Origin of the sequence: Pseudomonas jessenii (assembly GCF_002236115.1) — a bacterium.
GTDB lineage: Bacteria > Pseudomonadota > Gammaproteobacteria > Pseudomonadales > Pseudomonadaceae > Aquipseudomonas > Aquipseudomonas jessenii.
Map to the genome: position 1 here is coordinate 100,738 of NZ_NIWT01000010.1, position 15,353 is coordinate 116,090.

15 protein-coding genes are annotated in these 15,353 nt (G+C 59.0%); 5 read left to right on the forward strand and 10 right to left on the reverse strand.

Translation table 11 applies throughout. The features are described from left to right. Positions 1 to 97 precede the first annotated feature (97 nt). The 3 genes from yjiA to PSJE_RS28945 all read right to left on the reverse strand — a co-directional run bounded on the left by yjiA (position 98) and on the right by PSJE_RS28945 (position 3,511). Complete coding sequence (gene yjiA / locus PSJE_RS28935; protein WP_057713220.1) at positions 98 to 1,069, reverse strand: GTPase; 972 nt, start codon at positions 1,067 to 1,069, stop codon at positions 98 to 100. A 162-nt stretch (positions 1,070 to 1,231) separates the two neighbouring features. Continuing rightward, complete coding sequence (locus PSJE_RS28940; protein ID WP_007895266.1) at positions 1,232 to 1,429, reverse strand: YbdD/YjiX family protein; 198 nt, start codon at positions 1,427 to 1,429, stop codon at positions 1,232 to 1,234. A gap of 15 nt (positions 1,430 to 1,444) precedes the next feature. Beyond that, positions 1,445 to 3,511, reverse strand: coding sequence for a carbon starvation CstA family protein (locus PSJE_RS28945; RefSeq protein ID WP_090451508.1), 2,067 nt, complete (start codon positions 3,509 to 3,511; stop codon positions 1,445 to 1,447). Positions 3,512 to 3,671: 160 nt separating this feature from the next. On the opposite strand from PSJE_RS28945, the gene PSJE_RS28950 reads away from it, so the two are divergent. Beyond that, the gene (locus PSJE_RS28950) at positions 3,672 to 4,040 is read left to right on the forward strand and encodes a PilZ domain-containing protein (RefSeq protein ID WP_090451510.1); all 369 of its coding nucleotides are present in this window, start codon (positions 3,672 to 3,674) and stop codon (positions 4,038 to 4,040) included. A 129-nt stretch (positions 4,041 to 4,169) separates the two neighbouring features. On the opposite strand, the gene radA is transcribed toward PSJE_RS28950, so the two are convergent. Next, positions 4,170 to 5,537 carry a DNA repair protein RadA gene (gene radA, locus PSJE_RS28955; RefSeq protein ID WP_008004292.1) on the reverse strand — a complete coding sequence of 456 codons (1,368 nt, stop codon included), beginning with the start codon at positions 5,535 to 5,537 and terminating at the stop codon, positions 4,170 to 4,172. Positions 5,538 to 6,181: 644 nt separating this feature from the next. Here radA and mscL point away from each other — a divergent pair. Beyond that, positions 6,182 to 6,595 carry a large-conductance mechanosensitive channel protein MscL gene (mscL, locus tag PSJE_RS28960; protein WP_090451512.1) on the forward strand — a complete coding sequence of 138 codons (414 nt, stop codon included), beginning with the start codon at positions 6,182 to 6,184 and terminating at the stop codon, positions 6,593 to 6,595. Positions 6,596 to 6,636: 41 nt separating this feature from the next. Here mscL and PSJE_RS28965 read toward each other — a convergent pair whose 3' ends face one another. Beyond that, the gene (locus tag PSJE_RS28965; protein WP_090451514.1) at positions 6,637 to 7,413 is read right to left on the reverse strand and encodes a ferredoxin--NADP reductase; all 777 of its coding nucleotides are present in this window, start codon (positions 7,411 to 7,413) and stop codon (positions 6,637 to 6,639) included. Between the two features lie 306 nt (positions 7,414 to 7,719). On the opposite strand from PSJE_RS28965, the gene PSJE_RS28970 reads away from it, so the two are divergent. Beyond that, positions 7,720 to 8,433, forward strand: coding sequence for an autoinducer binding domain-containing protein (locus PSJE_RS28970; RefSeq protein ID WP_057713215.1), 714 nt, complete (start codon positions 7,720 to 7,722; stop codon positions 8,431 to 8,433). A gap of 175 nt (positions 8,434 to 8,608) precedes the next feature. Next, positions 8,609 to 9,733: a methyltransferase gene (locus PSJE_RS28975; protein ID WP_090451516.1), complete on the forward strand. Its 1,125-nt coding sequence runs from the start codon at positions 8,609 to 8,611 to the stop codon at positions 9,731 to 9,733. 66 nt (positions 9,734 to 9,799) lie between these two features. Here PSJE_RS28975 and PSJE_RS28980 read toward each other — a convergent pair whose 3' ends face one another. From PSJE_RS28980 to PSJE_RS28990, 3 genes are all read right to left on the reverse strand, one after another. Next, entirely contained in the window at positions 9,800 to 9,967 is a 168-nt protein-coding gene (locus PSJE_RS28980) for a DUF2474 domain-containing protein (protein ID WP_090451518.1), read from the reverse strand. 86 nt (positions 9,968 to 10,053) lie between these two features. Next, a complete protein-coding gene (gene cydB / locus PSJE_RS28985) occupies positions 10,054 to 11,061 on the reverse strand; it encodes a cytochrome d ubiquinol oxidase subunit II (RefSeq protein WP_056728750.1) in 1,008 nt (335 codons plus the stop codon). Positions 11,062 to 11,064: 3 nt separating this feature from the next. Next, positions 11,065 to 12,501 (reverse strand): cytochrome ubiquinol oxidase subunit I, encoded by a 1,437-nt coding sequence (locus PSJE_RS28990; protein ID WP_057713213.1) that lies wholly within the window; start codon positions 12,499 to 12,501, stop codon positions 11,065 to 11,067. Positions 12,502 to 12,972: 471 nt separating this feature from the next. Between PSJE_RS28990 and PSJE_RS28995 the strand changes: the two genes are divergently transcribed. Next, positions 12,973 to 14,223: an MFS transporter gene (locus PSJE_RS28995; RefSeq protein WP_090451520.1), complete on the forward strand. Its 1,251-nt coding sequence runs from the start codon at positions 12,973 to 12,975 to the stop codon at positions 14,221 to 14,223. A 6-nt stretch (positions 14,224 to 14,229) separates the two neighbouring features. Here the strand turns inward: PSJE_RS28995 and PSJE_RS29000 are convergent, their stop codons facing one another. Together PSJE_RS29000 and PSJE_RS29005 are read right to left on the reverse strand one after the other, a co-directional pair. Continuing rightward, positions 14,230 to 14,781 (reverse strand): DJ-1 family glyoxalase III, encoded by a 552-nt coding sequence (locus tag PSJE_RS29000; protein WP_090451522.1) that lies wholly within the window; start codon positions 14,779 to 14,781, stop codon positions 14,230 to 14,232. Positions 14,782 to 14,848: 67 nt separating this feature from the next. Next, positions 14,849 to 15,295 carry a DUF4879 domain-containing protein gene (locus PSJE_RS29005; RefSeq protein WP_057716560.1) on the reverse strand — a complete coding sequence of 149 codons (447 nt, stop codon included), beginning with the start codon at positions 15,293 to 15,295 and terminating at the stop codon, positions 14,849 to 14,851. Positions 15,296 to 15,353 lie beyond the last annotated feature (58 nt).

Genomic DNA, 15,353 nt, shown 5'->3' on the forward strand with positions numbered 1-15,353 from the left:
CACAGTGTTCAAGGCCAAGCACAGACTTTGTGTTCAACCAGAAACCTGTGGGAGCCGGGCTTGCCCGCGATGGCGTCCTCACAGACGCCATAAAACTTCAGACCGCCGCCACCCGCGCAAATCCCTCGCGAATCTTTTCCTCCGGCAAGTCATCGGCAATGAACACGATCACGCTCTCGCGCACTTCGTCTTCAGCCCACTCGGTATCCCAGTCGAAACCATAAAGTTTCAGTACCCCCTGAAACACCATGCGACGCGATTCGCCGAGGATGTTCAACACGCCTTTGTAGCGCAGCAACTGCTTGCCATGCTCCTCCAGCAACTCGTTCATGAACTCGCTGAGCTTGTCGATATCCAGCGCTTTTTCAGTGCGCAGCACCAGGCTGGAAATGCGGTCGATGGACGGGGCCTGGCTGACCGGGCGCAAACTCACCCCGCCGCCGAGGTCGGCATTGAGGTTGAAGCCGCGCACGTCGAGCAATTCGGCCAGGTCGATCTTTCCATGGTCAACCACCCGGATCGGGGCGCGTCGGTTGATACGGGTCAGGCGCTCGCTCAACGCGGTGAATTTTGCTTCGTCCACCAGGTCACGCTTGCTCACCAGCAAGCGGTCGGCGAAACCGATCTGCGCCTGGGCGATGGTCTGGGTCAGGTGCAAGTCGGCATGTGCCGCGTCGACCAGGGTGATGATGCCGTCGAGGATATAGCGCTCGCGCAACTCTTCGTCGATGAAAAAGGTTTGTGCCACGGGCGCCGGGTCGGCCAGGCCGGTGCATTCGATCACCAGGCGGTCGAAGGCGATGTCGCCCTGGTCCAGACGCTCGAGCAATAGATAAAGCGCTTTGGTCAGGTCCGTGTGGATGGTGCAGCAAACGCAGCCGTTGGACAGTGTCATCACTTGTACCGGCTCATCGCCCAACAACTGGGTATCGATACCGGCATCGCTGAATTCATTCTCGATCACGGCGATTTTCAGGCCGTGCTCGGCCTTGAGCAGGTGACGCAACAAAGTGGTCTTGCCGGCGCCGAGGAAGCCGCTGAGGATCGTGACCGGGATGGGAGAGGACAAACTGGATCTCCTTTTTCACACAGTGAAAAAACAACACAAAACAAATGTGGGAGCGAGCTTACTCGCGATAGAGGCTTAACATTCAACATCACTGTTGATTGACAGTCCGCCATCGCGAGCAAGCTCGCTCCCACAGGTATGGCTGTTAATCCGACAACCGGATCAACAGCATTTCGGCCCACCCTTGCCACCGTAACGGGCTTCCTGACGCTCCCGAAAGAACATCTCATAGCTCATCACCGGTTTGTCCGGGTGCTTGGTCTGCATATGCTCGACGTAGTTGTCGTAGTCGGGCATGCCGACCATCAGGCGCGCGGCCTGACCGAGGTATTTACCGAGGCGACTCAAGTCATTGAACATGCTGCAATCCTCTGGTTACGCATCCGGCAGCGCCTGGAATGGCGATTCTTTGTCCGTACGTTCCTTTTTACCCCAGGCGGCAATGCCGACCTTGAGTGCATAGAACAGGATGCTGAATACCACGAACAGGAACAGCGCAGTCAGCGTTGCGTTGGTGTAGGCGTTGAAGATCACGTGCTGCATCTGGGTGATGTCCTTGGCCGGGGCGAGGATCTGGCCGTTGGCCAAGGCATCGCTGTATTTCTTCGCCAGGGCCAGAAACCCGATCGCCGGGTTGGCGTCGAACAGCTTGATGAAGCCCGCCGTCGTGGTGCAGATCAACAGCCATACCGCCGGCAACATGGTGACCCAGACATAACGCTGGCGTTTCATCTTGATCAGTACCACGGTGCCGAGCATCAGGGCGATACCGGCCAGCATCTGGTTGGAGATACCGAACAGTGGCCACAGGGTATTGATGCCACCCAACGGATCGATCACCCCCTGGTACAGCAACCAGCCCCACATCGCCACGCAGCCTGCGGTGGCGATCAGGTTGGCGGTCCAGGATTCGGTGCGTTTGAGCGCCGGGACGAAGGAGCCGAGCAAGTCCTGGAGCATGAAGCGCCCGGCACGGGTACCAGCGTCGACTGCGGTGAGGATGAACAGCGCTTCGAACAGGATCGCGAAGTGGTACCAGAACGCCATGGTGTTCTCGCCCGGCAGAACACTGTGCAGGATCTGCGCGATCCCGACCGCCAGGGTCGGCGCACCACCGGCACGGGCCAGGATGGTGGTTTCACCAATGTCGTGGGCCACCGCTTGCAGTGCTTCCGGGGTAATCGCAAAGCCCCAGTTGCTGACGGCTGTCGCAACGGCCACCACATCACCGCCGACCACGGCCGCCGGGCTGTTCATGGCGAAGTACACGCCAGGCTCGATCACGGAAGCGGCAACCATGGCCATGATCGCCACGAACGATTCCATCAGCATGCCGCCGTAACCGATGTAGCGAGCGTTGGTTTCGTTATCCAGCAGCTTCGGCGTGGTGCCGGAGGAAATCAGCGCGTGGAAACCCGACACCGCGCCACAGGCAATGGTGATGAACAGGAACGGGAACAGACCGCCCTTCCATACCGGGCCGGTGCCGTCGACGAACTGGGTCAGGGCCGGCATTTTCAGCTCGGGCATGGTCACCAGGATGCCGATGGCCAGGGCAACGATGGTGCCGATTTTCAGGAAGGTGGACAGATAGTCACGGGGCGCCAGGATCAGCCACACCGGCAATACCGCCGCGACAAAACCGTAGCCGATCAGCATCCAGGTGATCTGGATACCGGTAAAGCTGAAGGCCTTGGCCCACACCGGATCCGCGGCGATCTGCCCCCCGAGCCAGATCGAGCCCAGCAGCAGCAATACGCCGATCACCGAGATTTCACCAATGCGACCCGGGCGGATGTAGCGCATGTAGATGCCCATGAACATCGCGATCGGGATGGTCGCCATCACCGTGAAAATGCCCCAAGGGCTTTCGGCCAAGGCCTTCACCACGATCAGCGCCAGCACCGCGAGGATGATGATCATGATCAGGAAGCAGCCGAACAGCGCGATGGTGCCGGGGATGCGGCCCATTTCTTCGCGGACCATGTCGCCCAGGGAACGACCGTTGCGGCGGGTGGACATGAACAGGACCATGAAGTCCTGCACCGCACCGGCCAGCACCACGCCGGCGATCAGCCACAGCGTGCCGGGCAGGTAGCCCATCTGCGCCGCCAACACCGGACCGACCAAAGGCCCCGCGCCGGCAATGGCCGCGAAGTGGTGACCAAAAAGAATGTGCTTGTTGGTCGGCACGTAGTCCAGACCGTCATTGTTGAGCACAGCGGGAGTGGCCCGTCGCGCATCGAGTTGCATGACATTGTTAGCGATGAACAGACTGTAGTAGCGGTAGGCGACCAGATAGATGGCGACGGCTGCGACCACAATCCACAAGGCGTTGATTGCCTCGCCTCGGCGTAATGCCACGACACCCAGCGCACACGCACCTACGATTGCCAGCACCAGCCAAGGCAAATGGCGTAGCGGGCTATTATTATTTTTCATTTTATTATTCCAGCCAGAGTGGACAAGAAAGACAGCAATCCCGAGTTTAGCTCTCCTGACGGCAATGACCATAGCCCGACATTGGTCTGGACACCTGCACGCGCTGGCAGCCTTTGATCATGCGGGTCTATAGTCAGCGTACATTTCCGAGGATCGCGCCATGAGCGAGTACCCTGCCGAACGTCGCCGCTTCAAACGTATTGCGTTCGATGCCCGAACCGAGCTGAGTCAGGGGGAGTCCACTTGGCCGGTGAAGTTGATTGACCTGTCGCTCAAGGGCTTGCTGATTGAACGCCCCCAACACTGGCAGGGCAATCCGCAGCAGGATTTTCTGGTCGACATTCATCTGAGCGAAGAAGCCGACATCACCATGGATGTGCAACTGGCCCACGACGACCATGGTCAGCTCGGCTTTGTCTGCCTGCACATCAGTCTGGAGTCCATCGAGCGCCTTCGGCGATTGATCGAGCTCAACCTCGCTGATCCGCAGGAACTGGAGCGCGAATTGGGTGCGCTGATCGAGATCTAGCCGCCACCGGATGCCCTTGTGGGAGCGAGCTTGCTCGCGATTACGATCTGACAGCCGACATTGCTGCTGGCTGACACACCGCTATCGCGAGCAGGCTCGCTCCGACAGGTTTTGAGTTTCGTCTGTGAGTTACTCGAACAACGCGTCCAACGCTTGCTCCAGCCGAGTGACGGCAATGATCTGCAACCCGGCCGGCGCCTCTTTCGGCGCATTGCCCTTGGGCACGATGGCCCGCTTGAACCCGTGCTTGGCGGCTTCCTTCAATCGCTCCTGACCGCTCGGCACCGGACGCACCTCACCGGAAAGCCCGACCTCACCGAACACCAGCAGATCGTGGGGCAACGGTCGGTTACGCAAACTGGACATCACCGCCGCCATCAACGCCAGGTCGGACGCCGTTTCCAGCACCTTGACCCCGCCGACCACGTTGAGAAACACGTCCTGATCGTGAGTCGGAATGCCACCGTGACGGTGCAGCACCGCCAGCAACATCGCCAGCCGGTTCTGGTCCAGCCCCAGCGTGACCCGACGCGGATTGGCCAGGTGACTGTCGTCCACCAGCGCCTGTACCTCCACCAGCATCGGCCGCGTGCCTTCCCAGGTTGCCATCACCACGCTACCCGGAACTTCCTCCTGGGCACGGGTCAGAAAAATCGCCGAGGGGTTGGAGACTTCTTTCAGGCCCTTGTCGGTCATGCCGAACACACCCAGCTCATTGACTGCACCGAAACGGTTCTTCACCGCCCGCAGCAGACGCAGGCGCCCGTCGGACTCGCCTTCGAAATACAGCACGGTGTCGACCATGTGTTCCAGCACCCGAGGGCCAGCCAGAGCACCTTCCTTGGTGACGTGGCCCACCAGGAAAATCGCCGTACCGCTCTGTTTGGCATAACGCACCAGCAAGGCTGCGCTCTCACGCACCTGGGACACACCGCCCGGTGCCGATTGCAGTTGCTCGGTAAAGATCGTCTGGATCGAGTCGATCACCATCACCTTGGGCTTTTCCTGACGGGCCGTGGCAATGATGGCTTCGATGCAGGTTTCGGTCATGACCCGCAGTTGATCCTGAGGCAACCCCAGGCGCCGCGCACGCATGGCCACTTGCTGCTGGGATTCTTCACCGGTGACGTACAGCGCCGGCATGCTCTTGGCGAGGTTGCACAAGGTTTGCAACAGAATGGTCGACTTGCCGATACCGGGGTCACCACCGATCAGCACCACCGAGCCATCCACCAGACCACCACCCAGAACCCGGTCGAGCTCGCTGGAAGCGGTGGAGAAGCGCGGAATTTCTTCGACACTGACTTCGGCCAGGGTCTTGATTTGCGCCTGCTGGCCTGCCCAGCCGGTACGACCGCTGGGGGCGGCTGCCCCGCCGCTTTCCACCATGGTTTCGGTGAGCGTGTTCCAGGCTCCGCACTCACCGCACTGGCCGGCCCATTTGGGGAAGGTTGAGCCGCACTCGGTGCAGCCGTACATGCGCTTGGCCTTGGCCATCGGAACTCCCAGAAAAAAACGCGATGATAGCTCAGCTCAAGCGCGCGAGTGCGACCGGATACTTCGCAACCCTTTTGATGATTACAAATACCCCCATAAAAAATCAGGTATATTGATAAACACCCGCCAAACAAAACCTTGTATAGGTTTTTCGTTCAACATACTCAACAAACTCTAAGGGCATGCCTGTCTGAACAACCTGAAAACTTATACAAACTTTATTCACTTACACACTTAATGTACAACTCTGAATCACTTACACAGAGCACAGTGATTAATTCAGGGAAGCACGCTACTTGTTAGCCTCCCAAAACTAACGAAACAGTTAATATCGCTACAACTGCAATCAATTTCAATACCGCCCCTGACCACTAACTACCCGATCAACTTTAACGTCCCGTTTCAGGGGTGGCCTCCCTCAACCTTGGTTTGCTCACACAAACGAAGCCATATCGTTGAAAAAACATCGCATGCAAAACACCGCGCAAGGCCTGGTCGCTCCACAGACGAGATCAATCGGTGAATTTTTTAACACCACCCGGTGTCGATTGCTGGCAAGCACGGCAGGCAGTTGATTCAAGCAGAATGCGATTTGCTGATTTACACTGCGTTCATCAACCTCATCTGTAACAAGGAAATAACCTATGGGCGTGCTAAATGAGTTCAAGGCCTTCGCGGTCAAAGGCAACGTGGTCGACATGGCCGTCGGCATCATCATCGGTGCGGCCTTCGGCAAGATCGTTACCTCGTTTGTCGGTGACCTGGTCATGCCGCCAATCGGGATGCTGATCGGTGGCGTGGACTTCAGTGATCTGGTCATAACGCTCAAGGCAGCGGACGGCGAGATTCCGGCGGTGGTGCTCGCCTATGGCAAATTCATCCAGACCATCATCGACTTCGTCATCGTCGCTCTCGCGATCTTCATGGGCGTCAAGGTCATCAACCGCCTGAAGCGCGAAGAGGCCGTGGCCCCTAGCCTGCCGCCGGTTCCAAGCAAGGAAGAAGAGTTGCTGGGCGAGATCCGCGACTTGCTCAAGGCCCAGAACAACCGGCCTTGACGGCATTAGCAAAAAAACGGCGCCTTCGAGGCGCCTTTTTTTTACCAGAAATTTTCCACCGCCACCTGACCAGGTCGCCGGCTGAGGCTCAAGTGCATGTCCCGCTGTTTAAGCAGCTTGCGCGTATCATCGATCATCTGCGGATTGCCGCACAGCATGACCCGTGAATGCTCAGGCGTCAGCGCAACACCCGCGACCCGCTCCAGTTCGCCGTTTTCAATCAGCGCGGTGATCCGCCCGTTCAATGAGCCGGGATGCTGTTCACGAGTGACCGTGGTGATCAATTGCAGTTTATGGGCGTACTCCGCCAGATAATCACGCTTCGCCAGCCCTGCGATCAGCTCCTGATACGCCAGTTCCCGGGCTTCGCGAACGCTGTAGACCAGAATGATCCGCTCGAATCGCTCCCAGACTTCGAAATCCTGGAGTATCGACAGGAACGGCGCGATGCCCGTGCCTGTGGATAACAACCACAGATCACGCCCATCGACAAACCGGTCCAGCGTCAGATAACCGAAGGCCTGGCGGTCGACCAGCAATGCATCGCCAACACCCAGTCGGCTCAGCTCGCTGGTGAACTCACCGCCCGGTACGACAATGGAAAAGTACTCGAGGAACTCGTCAAAAGGCGAGGACACCATGGAGTAGGCGCGCCATACCGTGCTGCCGTCAGCCTTGGTGACGCCCAACCGGGCAAACTGCCCCGCCCGAAAACGAAACCCTGCATCCCGGGTGGCACGCAAGGTAAACAGGCTCTGGGTCAGCGGATGAACCTCAAGCAAGGTCTGACGGGTAAATTTTTCTTCACTGACGGACATGGAAGGCTCCAATCGAAAGACACCCCAGTGTCCCGCAAAGAAAGCAGCGTAACCACCGACAGTTTGTAGTGACATTAATCTGCACTAGTGACTGTTTACCAAATGTGGCGCACACCCATCATTATAAAATGACATATGGCATTTTATATCCCATCGATTGCCTAAGAACCTGAAATACACTTTTCCAACAGTCAAAAGAGCAAAATTGTCGCAGCATCAGCGTAGGAATTATCCTACACTTCGTGACGTGCCGAATCTTGGATCCAAGATCGCGCCCAGAAGAAACGGTGATGGAGAGACCCTTGTATGGAAATCTGGAAGGAGTCACAGCTCAAGCAATTGTCACACACGCAAGAGATCAAAACCGCCTATCGAATCGCGCTCAACTTCGCTAGAAACCTTGGATATAAATTTTGTGGCTTTTCAATTACTTCGAACTCAGTCGGAGTCGATAGCAGTGCGGTGAACCTGAATAATTTCCCCCATGAGTGGAACACTCAATATGAAAAAAACAACGCCACGCAAATAGATCCGATAGTGGCGCATTGCAATCGTTCAACGCTGCCTGTTCTCTGGAGCGAAGAGCTTTTTTCCAAGACGCCATGGCTATGGCACTTGCTGCAGCAACAAGGTTTGCAGCATGGCTGGTCCCAGGCGATCTTTGATGAGGAAACCGGTCAGCGCAGTATTCTCAGCCTGGCCAGAAGCCACTGCCCGATTTCAGCCTATGAGCTGTACGAGCATCTTGGATTCTCGGTGTTCATCACTCGCCATTTGCACGCGCTGGCGATCGCAAGGCAACCGAGAAAACCGGCTCGCCCCCAGGCTCCCCCCTTGTCACGGCGGGAACTCGAAGTATTGAAACTGTCGGCCGATGGCAAGACGGCCTATGAAATTGCCAGGATCCTCAGTTTGAGTGAGCGCACAATCAACTTTCATGTGCACAGGGCTATCGAGAAGCTCGGCGTCAACAACAAGATGGCGGCCGTCATCGCCGCGGCCCGGTCCGGAGCCATCTGAAAGCGCCCGGCTGCGGGAAAACCTGCGAGTAATCCAGGCAAAAAAAACGTACCATTTGCGATCCCTCCTGAGTGATGGCGTGTAGACCTTCACGTCGCATTACACTCGGACGGCTCCGCCCGCTCCACCGCCTTCGGGCAGCGGGACATCCGTTGATTACCCAGAGCCCCGCCCCATGCCTTTGCTCGAAACACCCTTCGCCAGCCTCGACCTGATCCGCCAGCCCGAACAGCAGAATGAACCGCTGCAAGCTTTCGATGCGGCCGATGAATACCTGCTCAATCATCTGGCCGAACAGCAGCCGGCTTCGGACACCCGGGTATTGGTGCTCAATGACAGTTTCGGCGCGTTGGCGGCCAGCCTGGTGGGCAAGGTGCGGGTGGTCAGCAGCGGTGATTCGTTCCTGGCTTTCCAGGGTCTGGAAAAGAACCTGGTGCGCAACGGCCTGGCCTTTGATGCCGTGCCGAGCGTACCCGCCAGCGAAACCCCTGCCGGGCCGTTCGACTGCGCGCTGATCCGTGTACCGAAAACCCTGGCCCTGCTGGAAGAACAACTGATCCGCCTGCAAGGTCAACTGGCACCTGGCGCCCAAGTGGTTGCCGCAGCCATGATCAAGCATCTGCCCCGGGCGGCGGGCGACTTGCTGGAGCGTTACATCGGCCCCGTGCAAGCCTCGTTGGCGGTGAAGAAGGCGCGGCTATTGATTGCCACCGCTGAAGACAAAACTCCGGCGGTGTCGCCCTACCCAACGCGATACAGACTCGACGAACCGGCCATCGAACTGCTCAACCACGCCAATGTGTTTTGCCGCGAAGGCCTGGACATCGGTACCCGGGCGTTTTTGCCACACCTGCCGAAAAACCTCGGTTCGGCGCGGGTCGCCGATCTCGGTTGCGGCAACGGCGTCCTGGCCATCGCCAGTGCCCTGCAAAACCCCGAGGCCCACTACACACTGGTGGACGAGTCGTACATGGCCGTGCAATCGGCCTCCGAAAACTGGCGCGCAGCGCTGGGTGAACGGGAAGTGATCGTGCGCGCCGGTGATGGCCTGGCCGGCCAGGAACCGCAATCGCTTGACGTCGTGCTGTGCAATCCACCGTTTCACCAGCAACAGGTGGTGGGCGACTTCCTGGCCTGGCGGATGTTCCAGCAGGCGCGCGAAGCGCTGGTGGTGGGCGGCGCGCTGTATATCGTCGGCAATCGTCACCTGGGCTACCACAGCAAGCTGGCGCGATTGTTCCGGGGTGTGGAGCAAGTGGCGGCCAATCCGAAATTCGTGATCCTCAAGGCGCGCAAGTAACAGGCAAAAAAAAACCCTCCGGTAGGAGGGTCGTAAATCCGTGCCTCGAGGCCACGGGAGAGATATTCAGTGCGTGGTCAGGCCGGCTGCGCTCATGAACAGACGCATCAGGCTGGCGACGATGAACAAGGCGCCCACGCTGCCGACCCAGATCAGGGCCAACCAGCCGAGCCGCTGCCACAGCGGCTTTTTTTCGGCTTCTTCAATGTCGTGCAGGGAATGTTTGCCGTTCATTGATAAATCCTCCGATGTAGATCAATGGCGTCTGTCAGGACGCCATCGCGAGCAAGCTCGCTCCCACAGATTCGTTGTGCAGCAGACTAGTGGTAACCATCTTCATGGGTGACCTTGCCGCGGAACACGTAGTAGCTCCAGAAGGTGTAGCCCAGGATGAACGGGATGATGAACAGCGTGCCCACCAGCATGAAGCCCTGGCTTTGCGGCGGCGCGGCGGCGTCCCAGATCGAGATCGACGGCGGGATGATGTTCGGCCACAGACTGATGCCCAACCCGCTGTAACCGAGGAAGATCAGCACCAGAGTCAGCAGGAACGGCGTGTAATGCGCGTTGCGGGCCACGGCGCGGATCAGTCCGTACATCGTCACCAGCACCAGGATCGGAACCGGCATGAACCAGAACAGATTCGGCATGGTGAACCAGCGTGCGGCGATATCCGTGTGGGCCAACGGGGTCCAGATGCTGACAATGCCGATCACCGCCAGCAGCACGAAGGCCAATGGCCGTGCCAGGTCATGCATCTGCTCCTGCAACTTGCCTTCGGTCTTCATGATCAGCCAGGTGCAACCGAGCAACGCATAGGCCACCACCAGCGCCGCACCACAGAACATCGTGAACGGTGTCAGCCAGTCCAGTGAACCACCGGCGAACTGCCGATTGACCACAGGCAGCCCGTCGATGAACGCGCCAAGCGCAACGCCCTGGAAGAACGTCGCAGTGACCGAGCCACCGATGAACGCCTTGTCCCACAGATGGCGCTTGTCGTCCCTGGCCTTGAAGCGGAACTCGAAGGCCACGCCGCGGAAGATCAACCCGATCAACATCAGGATCAGCGGCAGGTACAACGCCGAGAGCACCACCGAATAGGCCAGCGGAAACGCGCCGAACAACGCCGCCCCACCCAACACCAGCCAGGTCTCGTTGCCGTCCCAGACCGGGGCGACGGTGTTCATCATCACATCGCGATCGGTCTTGCCCGGAATGAACGGGAAGAGAATCCCGATGCCCAGGTCGAAACCGTCCATGACCACGTACATCATGATGCCGAAAATGATGATCACGGCCCAGATCAGCGGAAGATCAATACCCATGATTCAAATCTCCTTGGTCAGGCTGTGGCCGGCATCGGCGTGATCGTCGTCGGCGGCGGACAGCGGCCGGGCCGGTGTGCGCTTCTGGCCGGGGCCACCGTCGTTGGTTTCCTTGCCTTCGTCGATCTTCGGCCCCTTGCGCACCAGGCGCATCATGTAGCCAAGACCGGCGCCAAACAGCGCGAAATAAACCACGACAAACAGGATCAGGGTGATGCTCATCTGCATGAAGCTGTGGTTGGACGACGCATCCGCCGTACGCATCAGACCATAGACCACCCAAGGCTGACGGCCGATTTCCGTGGTGAACCAGCCAGCAAGGATCGCGATCAGGCCGGACGGCCCCATCCACAGCGCCAGGTACAGGAACGGCCGCGAGGTGTAGAGGGTGTCGCGCTTGCGCAGCCACAGGCTCCACAATCCGGTGAAGATCATCAGCAAGCCCAGCCCCACCATGATCCGGAACGACCAGAACACGATGGTCGAATTCGGCCGGTCTTCAGGCGGGAACTCCTTGAGCGCCGGCACCTGTTTATCCAGGGAGTGCGTGAGAATCAGGCTACCCAGGTACGGGATTTCGACAGCGAATTTGGTCTTCTCCTCCTTCATGTCCGGCCAGCCGAACAGGATCAGCGGCGTCGCCTCGTCGCCCTTGTTTTCCCAGTGGCCTTCGATGGCGGCGATTTTCGCCGGCTGATGCTTGAGCGTATTGAGACCGTGGAAGTCGCCGATGACCGCCTGTATCGGCGCGACGATCAATGCCATCCACATGGCCATCGAGAGCATTTTGCGGATCGCCGGATTGTCCTTGCCGCGCAGCAAATGCCAGGCCGCGGAGGAGCCGACGAAGAAGGCCGTGGCGACGAAGGCTGCCGTGGCCATGTGCATCAGGCGATACGGGAACGAAGGGTTGAAGATAATCGCCAGCCAGTCGGTGGGGATGACCTGACCGTTGACGATCTCGAAGCCCTGCGGGGTCTGCATCCAGCTATTGGAGGCAAGAATCCAGAAAGTCGAGATCAACGTACCGATGGCCACCATCACGGTGGCGAAGAAGTGCAGGCCACGCCCGACCTTGTTCCAGCCAAACAGCATGACACCGAGGAACCCGGCCTCGAGGAAGAATGCAGTGAGCACTTCATAGGTCAGCAACGGCCCGGTCACGGAACCGGCGAAGTCCGAGAAGCGGCTCCAGTTGGTGCCGAACTGATAGGCCATTACCAGCCCGGAAACCACCCCCATGCCGAAGTTGACGGCAAAGATCTTCGACCAGAAATGGTAGAGGTCGCGGTAGGTGTCGTTATGGGTTTTCAGCCACAGGCCTTCGAGTACCGCCAGGTAACTCGCCAGGCCGATGGTGATGGCCGGAAACAGGATGTGGAACGAGATGGTGAACGCGAACTGAATTCGGGCGAGATCAAGTGCCTCTAAACCGAACATAAGTCTTCCTCTGTCAGGTAGTACGGCTGCGGGCTGGAAGCCTGCACCCACGGCCCCCACGGATATGGAGTGTGGCGAATCTCTGTTTGTTCTTTTTTTTGCACGCATCACAACGCAGGGAGTCTGGCCTTGCGGCCGCCGGATCAATTCCTTTTGTGGGTTTTGATCTGGATCAATCAACGTTGAAAGAGTAGTCCCAATTTCGGGGATGAACCGCGTGGTCTTTTGCCGCGTGACAAGTTGCCTCACGGCCGGGGTAACAGGCAGAAACATATCTCCTTGTGGGAGCGAGCTTGCTCGCGAAGGGGGCATCAGCTTCAACATCAATGTCGACTGACACTCAGCCTTCGCGAGCAAGCCCGCTCCCACATGAAAATCGATATCTGGCTAACTAAATCTTTTGTCACAGCAACTTTTTGTTACAGGCTGGTGATAATCTCGCTACTCCCCTCTCCCCAGATCTTCCCGCAGATGCCCAGCCAAGAGCCCTTGCTGTTACGTCACCATCGCCCTTTTCTCGCGTTCTGGCTGGCCCGGGTATTTACCGCCAGCGGCTTCCAGATGCTCACCGTGGCCATCGGCTGGAACCTGTATCAATTGACCGGCAACGTGCTCGACCTGGGTCTGGTCGGCCTGGTCGAGTTCGCCCCGCGCGTACTGTTCATGCTGCACACAGGGCACGTCGCCGACCGTTATGACCGGCGCAAGGTCGCGGCGATCTGCCAGTCCCTCCAGGCATTGATCGCCCTGTCGCTGGCCATCGGCAGCGCCACCGACCATGTCACCCGGGAAATGATCTTTATCCTGGCCTTCCTGCTCGGTGCCGCTCGCTCCTTTGAAATGCCGACCACCCAGGCCCTGTTGCCCAGTATCGTGCCCAGCGCGTTGTTTCCCCGTGCAGTGGCCGCCGCACAATCGGCCCAGCAATCGGCAACCATCGTCGCTCCAGCCCTCGGCGGCTTGCTCTACGCCTTCGGCAGCGTCTGGGTGTATGGCCCGACGGTGCTTTTGTATGTCATCGCCTGTTCGCTGATGCTCAACCTGTCGGCCCGACAAACCCCGCTGAACAAGGGCAAGGCCACGCTGGACTCACTGCTGGCGGGCATTCGCTTCATCCGCAGTCGTCCGGACATTCTCGGGGCGATCTCCCTCGATCTGTTTGCGGTGCTATTGGGTGGCGCCACAGCGCTGCTGCCGGTGTTCGCCAAGGACATTCTGCTGACCGGCCCGTGGGGGCTTGGCCTGCTGCGCTCGGCGCCGGCGGTAGGCGCGCTGCTGATGTCGCTGTTCCTGGCGCGGTTTGCCGTGGAACGCAACGTCGGACGGGTGATGTTCACGGCCGTGGGCATCTTCGGCGTGGCAACCATCGCCTTCGGCCTGTCGACATCGTTCTGGTTTTCCCTGGCGGTGTTGGTGGTGTTGGGCGCGGCAGACATGATCAGCATGGTGATCCGCGCCTCGTTCGTTCAACTGGAAACACCGGACGAAATGCGCGGTCGGGTCAGCGCCGTCAATGGACTGTTCATCGGTGCCTCGAACCAGTTGGGCGAATTCGAATCGGGACTGACTGCCCACTGGTTCGGCACCGTGCCAGCGGTGGTCATGGGCGGGATCGGCACGCTGGTGGTGACCGGGGTGTGGGTCAAACTGTTCCCGACCCTGGCCAGCCGCGATCGCATGCACGTGGCTAAAGATGAAGAGAAGGAAGAGGCGAAGGTCTGACACTCTCTAAACGAGCAACTCCCCCGCCACTGCCATACGAGTGGCTTTACCGCAGAGTTGCTCCACCAGCGCCAGGGCAAATGCCAATGCGCCAGCCGAGCCCTGGGCGGTGATGCAGTTGCCGTCGACCACCACCGGTTGATCGACGAAGGTACAGCCCAGCAGTTGATGGCTGGCCGAGGGCAGGCAGGTCATGCGCCGCTGACGCAATACGCCAAAGGCCTGCAGTGCCACGGCGGGCGCTTCGGCGATGCCGGCGAACAGGCGACCGGCCGCCGCCTGATCCTTGACCAATTGTTGCAGGGGTTGGTGGGCAGCCAGGTGCTGCGAACCCACCGCCCCACCGGGCAAGGCGATCAGGTCGAAGGGTTGCGCCAGCAAGTCCACCAGCATCGCATCGGACGTCAGGCGAGTGCCGCGGGCGCAGGTGAGCATGCGCCGTCCTTCGATACTGGCCACCACCACTTCTATTTTGGCGCGGCGCAGTACGTCGATCAGGGTCACGGTTTGCAGGTCGTCGGTGCCCTCGGCAAGGGCAATCAAGGCTCTAAAGGTCATCGGGTACTGTCCACGGAATGATCTTTTAAGCGTAGTCAGCTTTCTGACCCTTGTTCGATACGTGCGGTTACTGGATATAAAGCTGCGTCGACATCGTATTGCCGGGCGCGTTGATCGAGGTATTGCTGAAGGTCAGCGTGCCTTCCTGCTTGCCCGCCAGATCGAGGGCATACAAATAGCCGACGGTTTTTTCCCCGGGAGTGCAGCTGGTCAGGTTGCCGTTCTTGAACGCACAAACTGGTGTGCGGGTGCCATTCACCTCGAAACCGTCCAGGGCGACATGGGCCTCACGCCCATAACCCACTTCCAGCAAGTAGACCATGATGTTCGGGCCAATGTGATCGCAGCGAGTTCGGGTTTGCCCTTCGTCGATGCTCTCGACACCACAGGACGGCGACGCGACCTTGAGCACTTTCAATTGCGTCAGAGGTGGAGCCGAGGCCGCCACGGCCGTTTGCGCCCCGAGAAACAACGCCCCCCCTATTCCGAGGGCGGCAACCAGACGCTTTTTCATGCAGGACCCATCCACCCCAAAAAACCAGCGCGCAGTATGGCGCACTTGGCTTTGTCGC